Below are 21,062 nucleotides of genomic sequence, written 5' to 3'. Positions count from 1 at the left end.
TCCCAGCGTAATTGGAACGTACAGTGACCCGAGCAGGGGCTCATTTTTTTGCCTGCGTACAATAAATGATAATCACTAGCAATTACAATCATTGCAAAGTGTAAATAATTTACATTTACATAACTTTAATCAACGGTGTGAAGTGCCTGTCCCTGTTATGGATAAGATATTTAGCATCCATGAATACACAGGTTTGCCGTCTGCCTGGCGTTACCAGATGCAATCACTTAAGCCTGTGTAATAAACGAGACAAAGCGATTAAGTACCCGGCTGACTTCGCGGCTTTTTAGCCATATCATCATGGTGTTCACTTTACCTATCTGTGGCGTAATCGTATGGCTGCGGATAGGGAAGTTATTCTCATACTGTCTGACAACACTCTCCGGCAACAGCGCAATCCCCATCCCGGCACTCACACAGCCAAGGATCGCCTGAAAAGAGCCAAATTCCAGAGGATCGGCGTAATCGACCCCCTGTAGGTGCAGCCATTCTCCCAGGCGGGAGCGATAGTTACATCCTTTAACAAAGACCAGCGGTCTTGTCACCTGGAGGTCAGCACCAGTAATGACATTCTGGTGCTCTGCCGCCGTTACCAGTACCAGCGTTTCCTGACATAACACGTGTGATTGCAGGGGCGAATTTTCCATATGCAGCCCCTGATGATCGGCAACGAATGCGATTTCCAGTTCATTGTTCAGAATGTGTTGCACCAACGCCTCAGTAGGGGAGGTTTTCAGGTTTAACTCAATGGAAGGGATTTCGCGGTGGAAATTCGCCAGGATCGAAGGGAGACGTACTGCTGCGGTCGTTTCCATTGCACCAATACGCAATGGCCCTGCCACTTTTGTTCCCAGCATCGACAATTCCGCTTCCTCTAGCAACGCCAGAATTTTGTTGGCGTAGCGCAGAAGCAGCTCGCCCTCAGGGGTAATGTAGAGTCGATTTTTCTCGCGCACAAACAGAGAGACATCAAGGCTGGCTTCCAGCTGTTTAAGGCGGGTTGTAACATTCGAAGAAACGCAGTGCAGACTGCGTGCAGCAGCGGATATGGAGCCCGTTTCCGCCACCGTTTTAAACAAATTCAGAGAGGTACTGTTCATAGAAGCATCACTCAAAGTGAATGTTTTCGTCATTTTTATTAACTTTTTATTATCATTTCCTTGTGTAAGATAACAATCAAACTTAATTCGTCTTTTGAGGCCAAAATATGGATCTCGATCACAGTGCTATTGGCCTCCGTCAGTTGCGTACTGCTGTATTTGGTATGATCGTCTTGACCTTAGGCATGGGCATTGGGCGCTTTTTATATACGCCTATGCTCCCGGTTATGCTTCATGAAGGACTGCTCACTTTTTCACAATTATCGATAATTGCCAGCGCCAACTACGCAGGTTACCTTGTTGGCAGCCTCCTTTTTTCTTTTGGTATTTTTAGCGCGGTCAATAAATTAAGAGTGTCGTTACTGGCCTCAGCACTACTTACCGTCATGCTGATTTTTTTGATGGCAAAAGTGACCCAGCCAGAAATTGTTTTGTTAATCAGGTTCCTCGCCGGTGTGGCAAGCGCGGGAATGATGATATTTGGTTCAATGCTGGTCCTGCAGCATACCCATAACCCTTTTGTTATCGCCTCTTTGTTTTCGGGCGTAGGAATGGGCATATTTATCGGCAATGAATATGTCATTGCTGGCGTATCCTACGCCTTAAATTCACATGTGTTGTGGATTGGCGCAGCCATCGTTTCAGCGATACTTTTCGTCATACTGACGATGCTTTTGCCGAAAGATAAACATATGATCCCCCCAGTAAAAGCTGCCGCAGGCGCGGAGTCGGATATCCAGTGGTGGAATTTAGCCTTACTGTATGGCCTGGCGGGGTTCGGTTATATCATTGTCGCCACGTATTTGCCGTTAATGGCCCGGAGTGTTGGCAACACTTTTTTAGCCGACCATATCTGGTCTATTGTCGGTCTTGCCGTTATTCCTGGCTGCTATGGCTGGCTATGGGCTGCTCGCAAATGGAATATATTATCCTGCCTGAGCGTTAACTTAAGTGTGCAAGCGATCTGCGTAGTCATGGCCATATTTATTAACTCGCCACTGCTGTTAACCATTAGCTGTATTGGATTTGGTGGCACATTTATGGGTACAAGCTCGTTAGTCATGCCGATGGCTAGAAAAATAAGCGCACCCCAAAAGATTAATCTCCTCGGTCTTGTTACGCTGACATATGGGGTGGGGCAGATCCTTGGCCCATTAGTCGTCAGTGTCTTTCAGAATAATAAAAATGGAATGACTTACTCCATATTGCTGGGGGCCGCCTCGTTATTTATCGCCGCAGCGATGAGTTATTTACAATACAACAAAGTTAAATATTCTGGTTATTTTAGAAAATAATGACAATAGTTATACTTCAGCTAGTGTCCTTAATAGTTCTTCCGGCAGAACTCGTTTTCAAAAGCATTATGACTCTGTTCTGCCGTTTAACGTGTGTGCTGTTCTATCTGTGCGCATTTCCCATAATTATCTGGTTTACAGGAGTTTCTATGCCCTACGTAAATATTAAGATCACCAAAGAAGGTGCTACCGATAAACAAAAGAAACAGCTGATGGAAGGTGTAACTCAGTTACTGGTGGATGTGCTTAACAAAAATCCCAATACAACTATTGTGGTTATTGACGAAGTCGAAACCGATAACTGGGGGATTGGAGGCGTACCGGTGACTGAATTGCGTAAAAAAGCCAGTAAAGGGTGAATCTGATGGCGGGGAACGTGGGTTCCACGCCCGATATCAGTTTGTGATTGAGCAATCGGCCTGGAGAGGGCGTCGATGAGAGTATTGGCAGGTATTATCCTCTGTTTTCTTGTCGGGCAGGGATTCACGTTCTGTAATGTTCCACTGGGTATGATGTTTGGTGCCCTCTTTACCGTAATTACACTTAAGCGGGTTGGGATCTCCGTAGCCTCAATGCCGGGGAGTATAACGGTTATCCAGCTTTCTCTCGGTATCTCAATCGGGATGATGTTTAGGGATTTTTCATATGGTGAACATCATCAGCTCCGTCTTTTTTTTGCTCTGTTATTACTCTGCTTATCTTTACAATTTACCTTGAGCTACTTCTGGTGTGTGCGGCGGTTGGGTTGGAGTAAAGAAGAGGCGCTTTTGGGTGCGGTGCCCGGAGCGATGGCGGCGGTACTGGCGCTGGCCTCCCATATTAAGACTCCGCCACAAAAGATTGTTATCTCGCATTCTCTGCGTCTCATTACCCTGACGTTTCTGGCCGGCTATTTCACCCGTGGCGCATCCACAGATGTTCTGGCATCGACTCCAGCCGTTTTTTTCTCCGGCCACAATCTGCTGTGGTTAGCGGGAATGGTAGTAGCAGGATATATAACGGGGAAATTCCTGGCGCGCTTACATTTTCCGGCGCCCTATATGATCACCTCGCTGATCTGCGCGGCGGCGTTGCACACGTTATCCTCGCAACCGCTCACTTTTCCCGATCTTTTTAACCAGCTTAGCATGGTGTTAATGGGGATCGTGCTGGGGCACCATTTTACGACGTTTTCGATGGCTGAATTTGGTCGTCATCTCTGGTCATCGGTTCAGCTTGTCTTGATAGGGGTAGGGGTGACGGTATTCATGGCATCTATCACCGCGCGTTTGCTGGACTATCCTTTCCCGGTGTTAATGCTCTCCTGGGTGCCTGGCAGCGTGGAATCGATGTCATTTGCAGCGCTGGCGTTAAAAGCAGACGCGAGTTTTGTTATGGCTAACCATATTATTCGTATGCTGCTGATTCATACCGTACCTGCAATGGTTCTATTTCGAAAAAGACAGATGAGAGTAGATTAACAATCTGCAGACGAAAGCCAGCCTGGCCTGATGCTTTAATATGCGTAAACCTAATCCATGCTTAATTCTTGACGTGTTGAGTTCAAGTGATAATTTCTCAAAAATAGCTTTGAGAGCAAACGCTTTCTCGCTGCGAATCAATAGTGGCATCAGAGATTCAAGCGAAATCATGCCCGCTTTATCGCACAGTGCCAGACGCCAGGGTTTGTGCCCTTTGAGTTCATCAAGTTTACGATAACCCGCCACTTCCCATGCGGAGATCAGTTTGGTTGCCATTACCGGATACACCAGTGACAGTGCGCGATAGAATTCATCCAGCTTATCCAGCCATCGATAGTAGTCCGCACTGCGGCGATGACTCATCAGAGCCCGCCAGTGAGTCAGTACCTCTTCCGTCTCAATTTTTCGCTTCAGTTGTTCCTGCCAGAGATAGCCGATAGCAGGTTCAAACATTTCCCGATGTTTCCTGATGAAGCGTTTACGCAAAATGTCACATCAGTTACCTTCGGGGTAATGTTGTTGATACTGCGTTGTAACCTGTTGTGCCCGGATGACCCGTTGCCATTGTTTCCGGAGTGTTGCGATATCAGCTCAAAGGTTAATCAGGTTCTCTTCCTGCTGCACATCGGGTTCGTCATGCATGTGCAGTTCCAGCTGGGCCAGATTGTCTGGCTGATGTGACAGCATTTCTCCTGCATCAGCCAGAGCGGCTAACTGGCGATGGGGCAGGGAAGAAAGACTGAAATGCTGAAAGTCCTCCGGTGCAGCAGGATTCATTTGTTTCAGCCATGCCGGGTATTTTCCCTCGAACAGGCGGGCCAGATGACGCTTTATCCCTCAGTACATCCGGGATGTGAGGTAACAGCAGTTCGACGGCTGACTCCATTTTACTGATACCCCACTGCGTAACCGGAAAACCATCGTCACGTAATCGCTATACCAGTTGGGTTTGTGACAGCACAACAGCAGAAGTGCGCTGATAGAACTCTCTGGCGCGACAGACTCCAGGCGTACGTTCGATGAATGTCAGTGAACCACGCATTTCATTTTCAAGCCATGCCACCCTGGCAGGGTCTATCTTAATTGACTGCGGAAAATGGCCTTCGTTCATCCATGCGTAGATTTGTGAGCGGTGGAGTCCGGTTCTGGCCTCAACCTGTTTTATGCGCAGTAAATGTTACGGTGCCATCAGTCTCTCCGGTTCAGTCGGATGGGGAGAGCTTTATTACTCGGCAGTCAGCGCTGAAAAAAAGAATTAAATGAATTTCCAGTATGGGAATTAAAGTAAGGTGTTGCATATTTGATTTTGTATTCGCTGGGTGAATGTTTTTTTGCTGCTGAAAAGCAGTAACGAGAGACATGGCAATGTAAGGTGTGATTTGCATACATCATGTAAATGTAAAAGGCATTTTTATCGTGATTCCAGAATTATTTATTTTTCAGGAAAGAGTTTTGTTGCTGAAGAAAAAGTGTATGCAAATAATTAATTACTATTGTGAATATTTCAGGGTCTTATTCTTAAAAATTAATTGGTCTTATTTTGGACTGTGCTGCTTTTATTCAGATATGGCGCGGCTTTGCGTCACATTTGTTCAGGTATGAACACTCTTTTTATTTTTTTCAACATTGAAATATTTCCTGTGAGGAATATTCTTTTCCGGAAGTTCAGCTTCCATTCTGTGCACAGGCAGCCTTTTTAGCTGAAATCGCATGTTGTTTGCCTCCCTGGTCTCGTTCTGTTTGTTGTGCCTGCCATCGTCCTTTTCTTTGGGGTAAAATTCTGAATAATTGCTTAGTTTAAGGTTATTGATCTTAATCATCAGTATTTTGCAGTGACTTAATCCATAATGCGATTTATAAAAGCGTGTCAGTGATGACAGCTGAACATCTGATAGGAAGAAGGTGGATATGGCAAGTTCGTTTCAGAATGAGATACCGAAAGCACGCGTTAACATCAAACTGGACCTGCATGCAGATAATGGGCAGAAGAAGGTGGAACTGCCGCTGAAATTACTGGTTACGGGGGATTTCAGTAATGGTCTGGAGCAGCGTCCGTTGTCTGAACGGGAAGAAGTGGATATTAATAAGAATAATTTCAACAGTGTGTTAGCGAAATTTAATCCGTCGGTAAATATTGCTGTCAAGAATACTCTGGCCGGAGATAAAAGCGAAGAAAATATCCGGCTTACTTTTAAAAATATAAAAGATTTTGAACCGGAGCAGGTAGCCAGACAGATCCCACAAATGAAGGCACTTCTCGCCATGCGCAGCCTGTTGCGCGATCTCAAATCTAACCTTTTCGATAACTTCACGTTCCGCAAAGAGCTGCAGACGATTCTACGTGACCCGGCGTTGAGTAATGAACTGCGTGGCGAAATCGCCGCGCTTGCGCCAAAAGGCTGACGGATAAAATAAGGAAGATGCTGATGTCTGTACAGAATGAAAATGCCTCGTCTGCAGGCGAAACCGTTGTGCTGGAACGTCCGGAAGCAGGGGGCGTTTACGCTTCTTTATTTGAAAAAATCAACCTGAAACCGGCTTCACACCTGAGTGATATCAAGACCTGGCTGGATGAGGCAGCGATGGCGGAAGCAGATGCGAACGAGCGTATCACCGCTGGGGTGCAGGTCTTTATGGACTGCATCCGCAAATCGAGCCCGCAGGCCGGTGGTGCCGTGAAGGATCTGCCGATCCATCTTTACGATTTGGACACCGGCAACCAGGTGAAAATTCCCTCTGAGGTGATGATCCCGGAAACCCGCGAGTTTGAATTCGCTAATCTTGGCTTTATTCCGCTCTCTTACTACAAAAACCGCGATTACGCGTGCTTCTTCTCGGCGAACTCCACCCAGAAACCGGTGCTCTATGACACTGCGGATGCGACCGCCAACAGTCGTATTAACGCGCGTCTGCCGTATATCTTCCTGCTGTCGCGTATCGCCCATTACCTGAAACTTATTCAGCGCGAAAACATCGGCACCATCAAGGACCGTCGTCTGCTGGAACTGGAACTCAACACTTGGGTGCGCAGTCTGGTGACCGAGATGACCGATCCGGGCGACGAACTGCAGGCATCTCATCCGCTGCGCGATGCGAAAGTGGTGGTTGAGGATATCGAGGACAACCCGGGTTTCTTCCGCGTGAAACTGTACGCAGTGCCGCACTTCCAGGTGGAAGGGATGGACGTGAATCTGTCACTGGTGTCGCAGATGCCGAAGGCGAAAGCGTAAGGCGGAGGCGCGATGAAGACAGTACGACCACTGTGGGGGCGGGGCCAGATGGTCTCGCCGCAGCATTTTCAGCAACAGGCGGCGCTTGCCACCTTGTCTGCAGAGAGCATTGCGCGGATGGGGGCGATGAATCCCTGGGGAATACAGAATGCGGAATTTGATACTGCGCTGCTGAAACAGGGGAAACTGAAGGCCAGTCATCTGTGCGTGCGTTTTGCCGATGGCACGCTTATCGATACCGACAATTCCGATCCTCTGCCATCCGTCCTTACGTTGACCGATCGCAGCGAACTGACGGTGGTGTTGGCATTGCCCCATGAACATGAAAATGGCGGCAACTGCCTGCAACCGGAGGAAAAAGCGGAACGTCCGGTGCGCTGGCGTCTCGGTTGGCGGGAGGTGCGTAACCGTTATGGTGACGACAGCCGCCAGATGGCGGTGATGCAGCCGGAACTGACTCTGCGCCCGGCGGATGAGAATAACGGTAATTACCAGACCGTCCCGGTAGCCCGCCTGTTTCGTGACAGCCAGGGGAACTGGTCGCAGGACAGTGCCTTTATCCCGCCACTGCTTGGCGTGCAGGCGAGCCCCTGGCTGACGGAACAACTGGAACAACTGACAGAGCAGCTACGCAACCGGCTGAAACGCCTGATGGCGATGCGTCGCGAGAGTAACGAGCGGATGGCCGACTTTGCGGTGGCGGATGTGTCACTGTTCTGGCTGCTGAATGCGCTCAACAGCGCGGAGCCGGTGCTGGGCCATTTCATGCTTCATCCACAGGTGCATCCCGAACGTCTGTACCAGGCGCTGGCGGGACTGGCGGGCAGTCTGCTGACCTTTTCCCTTGAGCATACCACTGCCGATATACCGGTATACCGCCATGAGCATCTGACGGAGGTCTTTCCGCCGCTGTTTGCCCTGCTGGAGGTGCTGCTGGAAGCCAGCCTGCCGTCCAGGGTGGTGGCGATTGCGCTTGAGCGTGACGACCGGCGCAAGCGCTGGCACGCCCGACTGCACGACCCGAGATTACGGGAAGAGGCCGATTTTTATCTCTCGGTACGTTCTGCATTGCCGGTGGCACAACTGCTGGAGCAGTTTCCGGCGCAGTGCCGGACCGGCAGCCCGGACGAGGTTGACCGTATCGTCAACAGCTCTGAGCGGGGCGTACCGCTGAAGGCCATGACGCATGTTCCGGCGGCCATTCCGCTGCGGCTGGAGAATCAGTATTTTACCCTGGATATGACCCACCCGGCGGCGCAGGCGATGCTGGCGGAAGGGCATTGCGTGTTTTATGTGCCCGGTCTGCTGGGCGAGCCGGAGCTTGAGCTGTGGGCGGTGCTGCGTTCATGAAAACGGATATTGATACTGACACCCTGCTGGCAGATGCCTGGCTGACGGTCACCGAGCTGAGTTATGGGGCAAAGCTCGCTGAAGGCGAAGGGGACGTGCTGTGGCAACGCTGCGTGGACGACATTGAACGGGTGATGAAACAGCTCGAACAGGCGGATGTCAGCGAGGCCAGCCGTCAGCACATTCTCTATGCCTGGTGTGCGCTGCTGGATGAAACCGCCAAGGGGCGTGAAGGTGAGGATGATGCCTGTATCGTCTGGTATGACCGCCCGCTACAGGTGAAATACTTTGGCTCTATGGATGCGGGCGACGAACTGTACGAGCGGATGCGTCAGGTTTTGCGCGAGCCCACGCCGGATATGGCGGTACTCACCTGTTTTCACCGGGTGCTGATGCTGGGTTTTAAAGGCAGTTGTTCGCTGAAAGACCCGACTCGCGAGCAGCTTGTCCGGGCGCTTGCAGAACGCGTGCCGCCGTTTGATTTTGTGCAGGACAGGCCGTTGCTGGCTCCAGTTTCAGGAAGTCACGGGCTGCGTGAATGGCTACGCCACTGGCCGGTGTGCATCGGGCTGTCCGCCATTTTGGTGGCGGTGCTGTGGCTGGGGTTGAATCACTGGCTTGACGGGCTGGTGACCTCGTTGCTGCTGGGAGCCGGAAAATGAGTCTGCGCGGGTCGCGTCTGTTATGGCTGTGGGGCGGGCTGCTCGCCGCCCTGCTGTGTCTGCTTTTCCTGCCGCTGACTGCCGGTGAACGCGGTTTTGCCATTCTGCTGATAATGACAGTTGTGATTGCCGGTCTGGTTTCTGCCGGGCGTCGTCCGGGTGGATTACCGGAGGGTGAGCTCGGGCTGAACGACCTGCCGGAAGCGCCGTACCGTCTGCCTGTGGTGCTGGTCTGTGGCGACACGCCTGACTGGCCGGGGGAGGGTGCGGTTTACCGTACCGCGCAGGGCTGCTGGCTGAGAGTTTCCACTGCGCAGCTGCAACAGACGGTACGCCATCTGCTCCAGGAGCGTCCGGAACTGGCTGCGCAACTGGCTGTGATGGTCTGTGTCTGCCCGCAGCAGCATGACGACGAGGCGGTGCTGACGGCACGGCTGCACGAGCTGCGCTGGCAGCTTGCGCAGGTACGACGCGATACCGGGATAAATATCCCTCTGCTGCTGACCGCGTTGGTCGCTGGTGCGTCGGTTACGGAGACGCTGTGGCAGTTGCTGCGGGCGGAGGAAGCGCCACAGGTCTGGCAGGCAGATGAGGCTCCGTGCAGCGTCAGTCGCTGGATATCGCAGGATGATACCGCCTCCCGCACAAGTGCTCAGGTACGGATAAACGCTCAAGCCCGTTTTATCGCGGAGGTGGTATTACCGGCGCTGACTGCAGAATCGCCGGATATGCCGTCAGCTGTGCCTGCGATGGTGCTGTACCACCAGACACCGTCAGTTGCCGTACCAGTAATGCCGGACTCTCTGTGGTCGCGCTGGCTGGCCCGCCATACCACCCTGACGTCGCTTCCGGGGTGGCTGCCCGGTTCATCATCACCGGACGATACGCCATTCCCGGATTTTATTCTGCCACTCCTGCCGCAGGGTGGCGGCATCACGCCGCGCAGCCGTTTCCTGCACCGGGCGTTCTGCCTGTTCACCTTCGCCGTGCTGGGTGCCCTGTGCAGCAGCGCGTGGAACAACCGCCAGTTGCTACACCGGCTCTCCTTTGATGTTGCGCAGTATTACCGGATTGCGATGACGGACGCCGCCCCTAAGGCAAACGCGGTGGCAGTGCTGCGTAATGACGCGGCATTGCTCAATGACTGGTCGCGTAACGGCGAGCCGCTGCGTTACGGGCTGGGTCTGTACCGGGGAGAACGGCTGCGTCCGGCGGTGCTCGCAGCGATTAAGACTTATGTGCTACCGCCACCACCTCCTCCGGTGATTAAGCAGGTAGTACAGAGGCCGCAGACGGTGCGCCTCGACAGCATGTCGCTGTTCGATACCGGAAAATGGCAACTGAAACCCGGCTCCACCAGAGTGCTGGTGAATGCGCTGGTCGGCATTAAGGCGAAGCCCGGCTGGCTGATTGTAGTGAGCGGACACACCGACAACACCGGCGATGACAAATTCAACCAGCAACTTTCCCTGAAACGCGCCGAATCGGTGCGTGACTGGATGCGCGACACCGGTGATGTGCCGGAGAGTTGTTTTGCGGTACAGGGCTATGGAGAAAGTCGTCCTGCCGCCACCAATGACACTGTGGAAGGCCGGGCTCTGAACCGCCGTGTCGAAATCAGTCTGGTGCCGCAGGCGGACGCCTGTATGGCCCCGGCTCCACATAGCGTCGCCGTCAACGGCGACATCAATAAAAAGTAACCGAGGACTTAAGTATGGCAATTCCTATTTATCTATGGCTGAAAGACGATGGTGGTGCGGACATTAAAGGGTCTGTGGACGTCAAGGATCGTGAAGGCAGCATTGAAGTCGTTGAGCAGGAACATGATCTGTACATCCCGACCGACAACAACACCGGCAAGCTGACCGGTACGCGTATCCACACGCCGTTCCTGTTCACCAAAGAGATCGACTCCTCCAGCCCGTATCTCTACAAGGCGGTGACCACCGGTCAGACCCTGAAGTCCGCCGAATTCAAGTGGTACAAAATCAACGATGCCGGGCAGGAAGCTGAGTATTTCAACGTCAAACTGGAAAACGTCAAGGTGGTGAGGGTGAATGCGGTGATGCACGACATCAAGGACCCGTCGAAAGAGAAGCACAACCATCTGGAACAGATTGATCTGCGCTACGAAAAAATCACCTGGACTTACAAAGACGGCAACATCATTCATTCCGATAGCTGGAACGAACGCGCCACGGCGTAAGCGGACAGCGGGCAGGGTTTTCTTTGCCCGCTTTCTTTATCTGCTCTTTGCATAACGCCTGTACAGCGGACGTTACGCAAAGCCATTACAGCATTTTTGTTATTCACCTTATGGGCATCGGTTAACGGCCACGGGCGGTAGCGTGCCTGAACACGACCAGACAAGAGAAATCAACATGGAACACCATTCAGCCGTTCTGTTACGACGTCTTAACCCTTACTGCGCGAAGGCGCTGGAGGCGGCGGCATCGTTGTGCCAGACCCGGGCCCATGCTTCAATCCTGCCGGAACACTGGTTGCTTAAACTGCTGGAACTGGGGGAAGGCGACGTGACGGTTATCGCCCGCCGTTACGAGTGGGATATGGAGCCAATATGGCAGGATTTGCTGACCTTTCTGGAGCGGCTGCCGCGTTCTGTGCGCAGTCGTCCTGAACTGTCGGACAGGCTGGAAAAACTGCTCCGGCAGGCGTGGCTGTATGCTTCCGTGGAGGCGCATCCCCAAATCCGGGGTATTCATCTGTTGATGGCTGTCGTGGAGAGTCCGGTATTGTTGCAGTGCGACGGATTATGGCCGTTGACCAGCACGGGGATAGCGCAACTGGAGCGTCTGCGTGGACTGCTGGATGCTCAGTCGGATGAAAATGAACTAGGGAACTTGACCGGCGATGTGGCTTTTGTCGGTCGTGCCGCTGAACCGCCGTCCGACAATGCTGAACCGGAAAGCCCGGAACTGGCGGTGCTCAACCGTTTTACGCAGGATATTACCGCCCGTGCCCGCGAGGGGAAAATCGACCCGGTGTTTGGCCGCGATAACGAAATCCGCCAGATGGTGGATATTCTTTCCCGCCGAAGAAAGAACAACCCGATTCTGGTGGGCGAACCCGGCGTCGGCAAGACCGCCCTTGTCGAAGGGCTGGCAATCAGAATTGCAGAAGGCAACGTTCCGGACGCGTTAAAAACGGTGAGTGTGCGTACCCTCGACCTTGGCCTGCTGCAGGCAGGTGCGGGTGTCAAAGGTGAATTCGAGCAGCGGCTGAAAAACATTATTGAGGCGGTGCAGCAGTCGCCCACGCCAGTGCTGCTGTTCATTGACGAAGCCCACACCATCATCGGCGCGGGCAACCAGGCAGGCGGCGCGGATGCGGCCAACCTGCTGAAACCGGCGCTGGCGCGCGGTGAACTGCGCACCATCGCCGCGACCACCTGGAGTGAGTACAAACAGTACTTCGAGCGCGACGCCGCGCTGGAACGCCGCTTCCAGATGGTGAAAGTGGATGAGCCGGATGATGACACCGCCTGCCTGATGCTTCGTGGGCTGAAGTCCCGTTATGCAGAGCATCACGGCGTGCATATCAGCGATGAGGCGGTTAGGGCTGCGGTCACTCTCTCCAGACGTTACCTCACCGGACGCCAGTTGCCGGACAAATCAGTGGACCTGCTGGACACCGCATCGGCCCGCGTGCGGATGAGCCTTGATACCGTGCCGGAGCCGCTGACCCGCCAGAAAGCGCAGATGACTGCCCTGGAGATGGAAAAACAGGCACTGCTGGAAGATATTGCGGTGGGCAACGCTGCCCACGGTGAGCGTCTGGCGGCCATCGAGCAGGAGGAAAACCGCATTGTACTGCAACTCGATGCGCTGGAAACACAGTACGGCGAAGAGCGGAAACTGACAGAATCCCTGCTCGCCTGCCGCGCGGATATCTCCCGCCAGGTGGAAATCGCAGACCTGCAAAATCAGCTGACTGCCATTCAGCAGAATAACCCGCTGCTGGGCCTCGACGTTGATGCGCGCACCGTCGCCACCGTTATCGCCGACTGGACCGGCGTGCCGCTCTCCTCACTGATGAAGGATGAACAGACGGAACTGCTGAGCCTCGAACAGAACCTCGGCAAACGGGTGGTGGGGCAGGATACTGCCCTGAACGCCATCGCACAGCGTCTGCGAGCCAGTAAAACCGGCCTTGCGCCGGAGAATGGCCCGCAGGGCGTGTTTCTGCTGACCGGCCCGAGCGGCACCGGTAAAACTGAAACCGCGCTGGCGCTGGCCGACGAACTGTTCGGCGGCGAAAAAGCCCTGATTACCATTAACCTTTCCGAGTACCAGGAGCCGCACACCGTCAGCCAGCTAAAGGGCTCCCCTCCGGGGTACGTCGGTTACGGACAGGGCGGCATTCTCACCGAAGCGGTGCGCAAACGCCCGTACAGCGTGGTGCTACTGGATGAAGTGGAAAAGGCGCACCGTGACGTGATGAATCTGTTTTATCAGGTCTTTGACCGGGGCTTTATGCGCGACGGCGAAGGGCGGGAAATCGACTTCCGTAATACCGTGATTCTGATGACCTCCAATCTTGGCAGTGACCACCTGATGCAACTCACCGGTGAGCAGTCAGAAGCGACAGAAGCGGACCTGCATGAACTGCTGCGCCCGGTCCTGCGCGACCATTTCCAGCCCGCGTTGCTGGCGCGCTTCCAGACGGTGATTTATCGCCCGCTGGGACAGGCGGCGATGCGCACTATCGTACAGATGAAGCTGAATCAGGTCAGTCAACGTCTGGCGCGCCACTACGGTATGAAGACCGATATCCGTGAGAGCCTGTACGATGCACTGACCGCTGCCTGCCTGCTGCCGGATACCGGGGCGCGCAACATCGACAGCCTGCTGAACCAGCAGATTTTGCCTGTTTTAAGTCAGCAACTGTTAAGCCATATGGCGGCCGGGCAGAAACCGCAGCACCTGACTCTCGGCTGGGACGACAACGAGGGCATTGTGCTGGCCCTGGACGAAGGAGAAATAATCCATGAGTGACGCAAAATCCCTGATGTTCAGTCACAGCCATAATCTGCTGAAAGTACGCGGCTGCGAATCATTACTGGATGTACTGTGCTTTGAAGGCCACGAAGCGTTAAGCAAACCGTTTAAGTACACCATTGAATTCACCAGTACGGACAAGGCAGTCACCCCGCAGCAGATGCTGATGCAGGATGCGTCGCTGACTCTGGTGGCCCCCGTTGACCAGGGTTACGGCATAAAGGTACAGCAGCCGGTACGCACGCTTCAGGGTGTGGTCACCGGCTTTGAGCGGCTGTCCACCTCGAAGGATGAAACTCATTATTCACTGACCCTGCAGCCGCGTCTGGCGCTGCTCTCCCGCAGCCATCAGAACCGGATTTACCAGGATATGTCGGTGCCGGATATTGTCGAGCACATCCTCCGAACCCGTCACGATATGCGCGGCGAGGATTTTGTCTTCACCCTGGCAAACGAGTATCCGCGCCGCGAGCAGGTGATGCAGTACGGCGAGGACGACCTGACCTTTATCTCCCGCCTGCTGGCGGAGGTGGGTATCTGGTACAAAATCACCGCCGACACCCGGCTGAATATCGATGTGGTGGAATTTTACGACGACCAGCGTTATTTCGAACAAGGGACGTCTCTGCCGTCAGTGCCGCCCTCCGGTCAGCATGACAGCGGCAGGGAATCGGTGTGGGCGCTGGAGAGCCATCATAACGTGGTGGAGCAGTCGGTGTTTACCCGCGACTATAACTACCGTAATGCGCCGGAAGACATGAACCTCAGCGTCGATGTCAGCCGGGGCGACAGCACCGCCTATGGCGAGGCATATCACTGGGCGGACAACTACCTGACGCCGGGGAACAGCGACCAGCGCGACCCGGAGCCGGAGAGCGGGGCGTTTTACGCCCGTATTCGTCATGAGCGCTATCTGAACCGCCAGACGCAGCTGAATGGCGAAACCAACTGTGCAACGCTGGCGCCTGGCCAGGAGCTGAAGGTGACGGGCGGCGAGGAGGTCACTGACACCTTCCGTCAGGGCGTGGTCATCACGAAAATCCACAGCCGCGCCCGCCGTGACCGCAGCTTTGAAGTGACTTTTCACGCGATTCCGTATTCGGAAGATTACTGCTTCCGCCCGGAACCGGGCGACAAACCGAAAATGGCCGGTACGCTTCCGGCCAGAGTGACCAGTACTAAAACCAACGATATCTACGGCCATATCGACCGCGACGGGCGCTATAAAGTCAATTTGCTGTTTGACCGCGACCACTGGCAGCCGGGCGAGGAGAGCCTGTGGGTGCGCCAGTCCCGTCCCTACGCCGGGGACACCTACGGCCTGCACCTGCCGCTGCTGGCGGGCACCGAGGTGGCGATAGCCTTTGAGCAGGGTGACCCGGACCGTCCGTATATCGCGGGTGTGCTGCACGATTCGGCGCACGGCGACCACGTTACGATTTACAACTACAAACGTAACGTGCTGAGAACTCCGGCGAACAACAAAATCCGCCTCGATGACACGCGCGGGAAGGAGCATATCAAGGTCAGTACGGAGTACGGCGGCAAGAGCCAGCTGAACCTCGGCCATCTGGTGGACAGCGAGAAGAAACAGCGCGGTGAGGGGGCGGAGTTGCGCACCGATGACTGGGTGGCTGTTCGTGGTGGAAAAGGGCTCCTGGTGACAGCGCAAGCCCAGCCTAAAGTGGCTGGTCAGCAACTGAGTATGGATGAGATTAAGCAACAACTCTCCGATGCGTTGTCACTTGCAGAGTCGCTGTCGGGGTTGTTACAAACGGCGCAGCTTGACCCACTGGATAACAGTACCCAGCAGAATTTTCTGCAACAAAATATCGATACCCTTAAGCAACCTGTAATCGTTGCAGGAGCGCCTGGCGGAATTGCGCTTTCCACTCCTCAGCATATTCAGTTCAGTGCTAATGGTAGCCAGATAATGACGGCGGGAGGCAATACAGAAGTATCCTCCTTGCGACGAATGGTGCTTGCAGCAAAACGCGGCCTGGTGGCATTTGTTCATGAAATGGGTATGAAACTGGTCGCTGCGGCAGGAAGAGTGACCATTCAGGCGCAGACCGACGCGATGGAAATGACGGCGATGAAGGGTATCACCATCACCAGCACGCAGGATGAAATCATTATCTCCGCACAGAAAAAGATCACTCTTCAGTGTGGTGGCTCCTACGTGACGATTTCGCCAGACAAAATTGAAAATGGAACTGGTGGGCATTTTTATGTCAAGAGTGCTGACTTTGATTATGCAGGGCCAGCGACCCAACAGGCACCATTCCCTGAGTTTACGGCATGTGAAAATGCCGTAACGGAGGCCTCAAACCATGGTGATGCGACAGTACCGTTAAGCTAAAAGGGATTGGTATGAAAAATGACTTTTTAAGAGACGCACTGCCATTAAGTCAGCATGATTTTGCGATTATTGACAGAGTTCAGCATCCAGATATTGATAAATCATGGCCGGTGCTGAAAATGGTTTCACCCATGCTGAAACCTCAGGCACATCTTTATCCCTGGTTACTGGCATTGAAAGAATTGAATGCTGGTGACTGGAATATGCTTATGACAGAACTGAGGCAGGAACAATCCCCTGAAATACCTCCGTTATGCACTTTACTAATCAAAAGCGATCGCACGGTCTCTGAAATACGTAGTTTGCTTATCAAAGCAATGCATTTTACTGATGAGCATCACCGGCGTCATATTCTTCGATATTACGACCCTCGTGTGTTGTTCCATCTTTCCTGGATGTTTACATGCAGACAATTAATGGAGCTTATTCCTGTCCGACAGGTATCACACTGGACGCTTTGGATTGAAGGTCAATGGCATACTCTGGTATGTCATCCTTCAGAAGTAACTCACACATCCATTGAATATGAAGCAGTTTTTTCTGCTGAACGCTTAAAAAATATAGGGTTAATAAATCGAGTATTGATGGAGATTCCATTTATTACTGATATTGCAGAGCGTCGAAATTGTAGTCAGCGTATTGAAAAATTGGTGAGTCAGGGGCTGAGTCTGGGTCTTACACATGACAATGACCTTATTGCCTTTGCCTGTAGTAGTTTAACCCGCAAGCCCGATTTTTTGCACATTCCGATAATCCAGGAATGGTTAAGATATGCAGAAAAAACGCCTGGCTTTTTTTTCCGGAAGATTAAAAGTCTGAGTGATGCTGAATGGCAGAAACTTCTGTTTCAGCAGGAAAGATAAAAGGAAAATAATTATGAGTGAAAATAATCAGGGGTGTGGTTTTTGTAGTCGTTATGGGTTACCAATTCTACCTGTACGGCCAGGTATTGCAGATAGTCATGATAATATTCCACATTTACCTGAAAATATCTCACCTTCCATCGCTCCTCGTGGTCGTTCTGCATATACAGGGCGTTTATTGAGAGAAGGTTACCTTCATGTCTATGATGAAATGATTAATCGGTGGCAAGATTATTATGTGACGGATGAAGGTTATTATTATCCTTTGCCTGGATGTGGTGATGTGCCACCAAGATTGTTAAGTGGTGAAATGAAGCCATGTATTACTAAGCCAGAGGAGCTGGCAAGAGCTTCATTAATTACGTTACCTGTAATGCCGCCGCCAATGAAAAATGGCGTATTTTGGTTTGGCTGGTCGCAAAACAAGTGGACGCCTGCGGTAAGGACAAAATATGAAGATCCTGCTGTCCGTCAAAAAATGATGCAAAGATTTGATATGGATGGATGGCTAAATAGTGGTTCAGGGGAAAAGCTATTAGCTCTTTCCCAGTTAACTGATGTTGTTGCCGAGTATAGCACAATGTCAGCTTATGCCGAAATTAAGGACTACTCGGCGTCATATTTTCAACCCTTCCCACTTGGCGCGACTAATTTGATTCAGTCCGCTGAGAAATTAATGCCGGGTAAAGGGGCAATTTTAGTGCTTCAGGATCCAGTTGCAATAATGCAGGAGATTTCATCACTACTGTCATATCAAACTACCCGGGACCTTTATGGCAATGAGAAATATGTCTGGAAATATTCTTTAGCTTCCACACTGATTGGCTTAAAGGAGTCGATGACCCGTCAAATGGCACGGGACATGATTGCAGACACAGAGTTCACCTCCATGAGTGAGAAACTCGGAACAAAAACACGTGAAGGTCTGGATATATTGCCTTCCCCGGAACTTGCAAAACAGCGCAATGATGACTTAGATGCCACCCTGAACAGTAAGGTTGAGAAAGAATGGCAGACCTATGCGGCGCATTATGATGAAAAACAGCTTAAACAATTTATTAAGCAATTTAATGAAGAGGTAAATTCCTACGATAAATTAGTCGTCGTTCCGACAACCGAGATGTACCTGGATTGGTTCAAAAGTGAAGTGGCGACTGGCTACTTTAAGTGCAATTTTGACGTGGCCGATATTCAGAGCGGATTCGATTATATACAGACAGTAGGTTATTGTATTGTTGGTATGCAAGATAAAGCATTGACACTGCGCTATTTCACCGAGCAGTTGAAAATGAAGTCTAATGATTACAATAATATTTTGATGCGCGCGCTGGTGTTTAATCAGGATAAACTGTCAGAGCATCTGGGGGCGTTGGTTCAGGATAATAGTAGTTTGTGGGCCCAGCCCTGGAATGGGTTTGCGGATGCTTTTAAAGATACATTTGGCAAGATGCAGGAGGCCGCCGCAGGTTATCTTGGTACCTTTTTGGGGAGCATCATTGGCTGCCTCTCACAAATTTTGCAGACAGCGGCAAAAAGTCAGTTATGTTATCAATTATTTGGCATGATGGCGGTCACTGATCGACGCGCATTTATTCCTGTATCCCGTATAGGGAGTGAAGCTGATTTTATTGAAGACGTTGTCAGAGTGCTGGGCCGAAATGCCGGGATTGCCGGAGACAGTACAGAAGATGTTCTGCGTATGTACGTCAGATGGGAAGTCCGTCGGCTTGGCATTGATGGAATGCCTCTTTCTGGGAACGGTGAGCGTCATTATATCGCCTCCGTTGATATGGATACGTTTAATGAACTGGCTGCACTACCTGAAAGTCAACGTGTGTATCACCTGAATGAATCCTTACGCACTGAAGCTGACGTTGACAGGCTATTATTTGCTCGCTGGCAGAACCATATCAACGCGGGATTCAGTTCAATCAAACAAAGCGTTCCTTTGGCGCTTGGGGTGGTCTCAATGGCATTGCAAACAGCATCGCTATGGGTAAATATGGATTTTAGCCATAAGCCTGTAACCGCAAGTCAGCAGGAAGCCAGAAATCGCTTCTGGGCAGGAACACTGTCATTAACGGGAACAACAGCCGGAACGATAGAGTCGGCAATAATTCGTTTTAATAAACTGGGGGCCGCGTTTCCCGGCTCAGCGGCGGAAAAAATTGCAAAATGGTTTGCTGCATCTGGGCGTTTCCTGGGGGCTGCAGGGGGGCTGGTGGCGGCTTATTATGATGCTGTTCATTTTCAAGAAGAATGGAATAGTAAGCGTAAAGGGTTGGCTTTTTCCTATGGGGCGTCGGCGGTGTCTGGAACTTATTTGGCTTTTGCACCGTTTATTAACTGGAAGTGGTTGGGAAGAGTTCTGGGAAGAATAGGCTGGCGTGTAGGAAGTCGGACATTGATTACTGTTGGAGCAAGTGCTGAAGTTATTGGTCTTACTCTGGGATGGATAATGGTGGCGGTGCTTCTGATTGCAGCATTTTATATTTCCTGGAAACAGACCAATGAATTGCAGCAGTGGCTGGAGAAAACAATGTGGGGAGTAACACCGGAGGGACTTCCCCCTGAGCCTCATCAGACCCTTCAGATTGAAATGCAGAGTCTAAAAGACATTATGCAGGTGGGATAAGATATGGATTATGATGGTCTGATGTTCAAATATGACAAAAACAGATTTCCTGATATAGAGTTAACAGATGATGAAATAAGTAATCAATTACGTCAGAATGAAAAAGTAGACTTGGGTGACAAGAACGTCATGGATGATGCGGCGGTGATTCATCTTAGCTCGGATTATATGGAGGTGGTGGATAAGTGGTATGCGATAAAAGGTTTTTTAACCGTACCATCACTGGCATTACTTGTGCTTTTTGCCATGGGTGTAATTTATATACCCTATAATATGTTTGTTCATTTCTTTTTGCAGCAGGATTATGATGGATGGTTTTATACCATCGGTTTTATTGCTCTTTTTGTGTCAATTCTGGCCTCTTTGCTCTGTTATTTTATGCTCAGAGTTGAATGTTTTCGCTGGACGCATTATCCGGTCAGGTTTGACCGGAAAAACAGGCTGGTGCATGTATTCAGCGTGGACGGGGAGGTTTACAGTGCCCCCTGGGACGACATCTTTTTCACTACCGGTGATTGCGTGACCCATAAATTAACGAAGCGGAAGTATTACGATATTCGCGGACACGTGCTGGCGGAAGATCGCAAAACGGTGCTGAAAACGTTCACGCTGTCGGTTTCCGCTTCGCGGCGTGAAGACCTGTACCGCAACTGGGAATTTGTGCGTCGTTATATGGAAGAGGGACCGGAAGCGGTCGCCAGCGTGCTGAAACTGATGCCGCCAGTGGAGGGGCGTCGGGAAGGAATATTCTTTGGCTACTGGTATCTGATGTTCAGCGCCACCTACGGCGCGCCGTTTTTCGTGGTGCCCTTTCTGATGGCACTGTACCTGACGGCCTGGCCGTTCCGGGTCTTTGCGATGTACACCTGCCGGATCCCGCGCTGGAGTGAGGAGGTGCAGGCCAGATGTGTGATTGCGCCGGACGATCCCTGGGATATCAGCGCCGCACAGAACCCCCGCTCGCTCTGGCGCTGGATGCTGGGAATGGACAAGTCACACAGCATGGTGGATAAAAAACGGGCCATAATGTCTGTGACAAAAGTCTCAGACGCTTCAGATTGAAATGCAGAGTCTGAAAGACATTATG

15 protein-coding genes and 2 pseudogenes are annotated in these 21,062 nt (G+C 51.8%); 14 read left to right on the top strand and 3 right to left on the bottom strand.

Features of this window, described 5'->3' with window-relative positions; genetic code table 11:
* Positions 1-227: 227 nt before the first annotated feature.
* Positions 228-1,100: a LysR family transcriptional regulator gene (locus tag NNO03_RS04695; protein ID WP_271448954.1), complete on the bottom strand. Its 873-nt coding sequence runs from the start codon at positions 1,098-1,100 to the stop codon at positions 228-230.
* Positions 1,101-1,207: 107 nt separating this feature from the next.
* On the opposite strand from NNO03_RS04695, the gene NNO03_RS04690 reads away from it, so the two are divergent.
* From NNO03_RS04690 to NNO03_RS04680, 3 genes are all read left to right on the top strand, one after another.
* Positions 1,208-2,395 carry an MFS transporter gene (locus tag NNO03_RS04690; protein WP_271448953.1) on the top strand — a complete coding sequence of 396 codons (1,188 nt, stop codon included), beginning with the start codon at positions 1,208-1,210 and terminating at the stop codon, positions 2,393-2,395.
* A 149-nt stretch (positions 2,396-2,544) separates the two neighbouring features.
* A complete protein-coding gene (locus NNO03_RS04685) occupies positions 2,545-2,754 on the top strand; it encodes a 4-oxalocrotonate tautomerase family protein (RefSeq protein WP_271441843.1) in 210 nt (69 codons plus the stop codon).
* Between the two features lie 75 nt (positions 2,755-2,829).
* Entirely contained in the window at positions 2,830-3,855 is a 1,026-nt protein-coding gene (locus NNO03_RS04680) for an AbrB family transcriptional regulator (protein ID WP_271448952.1), read from the top strand.
* A gap of 120 nt (positions 3,856-3,975) precedes the next feature.
* On the opposite strand, the pseudogene NNO03_RS04675 reads toward NNO03_RS04680, so the two are convergent.
* Both NNO03_RS04675 and NNO03_RS04670 read right to left on the bottom strand, forming a co-directional pair.
* Positions 3,976-4,906: pseudogene (locus NNO03_RS04675) on the bottom strand (hypothetical protein); the annotation flags it as partial.
* Positions 4,895-5,026 (bottom strand): annotated as a pseudogene (locus NNO03_RS04670) (AlpA family phage regulatory protein); the annotation flags it as partial. The pseudogenes NNO03_RS04675 and NNO03_RS04670, both read right to left, overlap by 12 nt.
* Before the next feature lie 737 nt (positions 5,027-5,763).
* Here NNO03_RS04670 and tssB point away from each other — a divergent pair.
* From tssB to NNO03_RS04615, 11 genes are all read left to right on the top strand, one after another.
* On the top strand, positions 5,764-6,258 hold the full coding sequence (gene tssB, locus NNO03_RS04665; protein ID WP_271448951.1) for a type VI secretion system contractile sheath small subunit: 495 nt from the start codon (positions 5,764-5,766) through the stop codon (positions 6,256-6,258).
* 17 nt (positions 6,259-6,275) lie between these two features.
* Entirely contained in the window at positions 6,276-7,085 is an 810-nt protein-coding gene (tssC, locus tag NNO03_RS04660) for a type VI secretion system contractile sheath large subunit (protein ID WP_271448950.1), read from the top strand.
* A 12-nt stretch (positions 7,086-7,097) separates the two neighbouring features.
* Positions 7,098-8,435 carry a type VI secretion system baseplate subunit TssK gene (gene tssK, locus NNO03_RS04655; protein WP_271448949.1) on the top strand — a complete coding sequence of 446 codons (1,338 nt, stop codon included), beginning with the start codon at positions 7,098-7,100 and terminating at the stop codon, positions 8,433-8,435.
* A complete protein-coding gene (gene tssL, locus NNO03_RS04650) occupies positions 8,432-9,097 on the top strand; it encodes a type VI secretion system protein TssL, short form (protein WP_271448948.1) in 666 nt (221 codons plus the stop codon). Before tssK ends, tssL begins: the two co-directional genes overlap by 4 nt.
* Positions 9,094-10,797 (top strand): OmpA family protein, encoded by a 1,704-nt coding sequence (locus tag NNO03_RS04645; RefSeq protein WP_271448947.1) that lies wholly within the window; start codon positions 9,094-9,096, stop codon positions 10,795-10,797. Before tssL ends, NNO03_RS04645 begins: the two co-directional genes overlap by 4 nt.
* A 14-nt stretch (positions 10,798-10,811) precedes the next feature.
* Positions 10,812-11,303, top strand: coding sequence for an Hcp family type VI secretion system effector (locus NNO03_RS04640; protein ID WP_271448946.1), 492 nt, complete (start codon positions 10,812-10,814; stop codon positions 11,301-11,303).
* A gap of 175 nt (positions 11,304-11,478) precedes the next feature.
* Positions 11,479-14,112, top strand: a complete 2,634-nt coding sequence (tssH, locus tag NNO03_RS04635; RefSeq protein ID WP_271448945.1) for a type VI secretion system ATPase TssH — start codon at positions 11,479-11,481, stop codon at positions 14,110-14,112.
* Positions 14,105-16,477 (top strand): type VI secretion system Vgr family protein, encoded by a 2,373-nt coding sequence (gene vgrG, locus NNO03_RS04630; protein ID WP_271448944.1) that lies wholly within the window; start codon positions 14,105-14,107, stop codon positions 16,475-16,477. Before tssH ends, vgrG begins: the two co-directional genes overlap by 8 nt.
* 11 nt (positions 16,478-16,488) lie before the next feature.
* Complete coding sequence (locus NNO03_RS04625; RefSeq protein WP_271448943.1) at positions 16,489-17,340, top strand: DUF4123 domain-containing protein; 852 nt, start codon at positions 16,489-16,491, stop codon at positions 17,338-17,340.
* Between the two features lie 13 nt (positions 17,341-17,353).
* Entirely contained in the window at positions 17,354-19,975 is a 2,622-nt protein-coding gene (locus NNO03_RS04620) for a T6SS effector BTH_I2691 family protein (protein WP_271448942.1), read from the top strand.
* 3 nt (positions 19,976-19,978) lie between these two features.
* A complete protein-coding gene (locus NNO03_RS04615) occupies positions 19,979-21,037 on the top strand; it encodes a DUF6708 domain-containing protein (protein ID WP_271448941.1) in 1,059 nt (352 codons plus the stop codon).
* Positions 21,038-21,062: the final 25 nt, after the last annotated feature.

The organism is Citrobacter sp. Igbk 16, from assembly GCF_028069755.1.
In the GTDB taxonomy this organism is placed as follows: domain Bacteria; phylum Pseudomonadota; class Gammaproteobacteria; order Enterobacterales; family Enterobacteriaceae; genus Citrobacter.
This window is presented reverse-complemented; position numbering and strand designations above follow the sequence as displayed.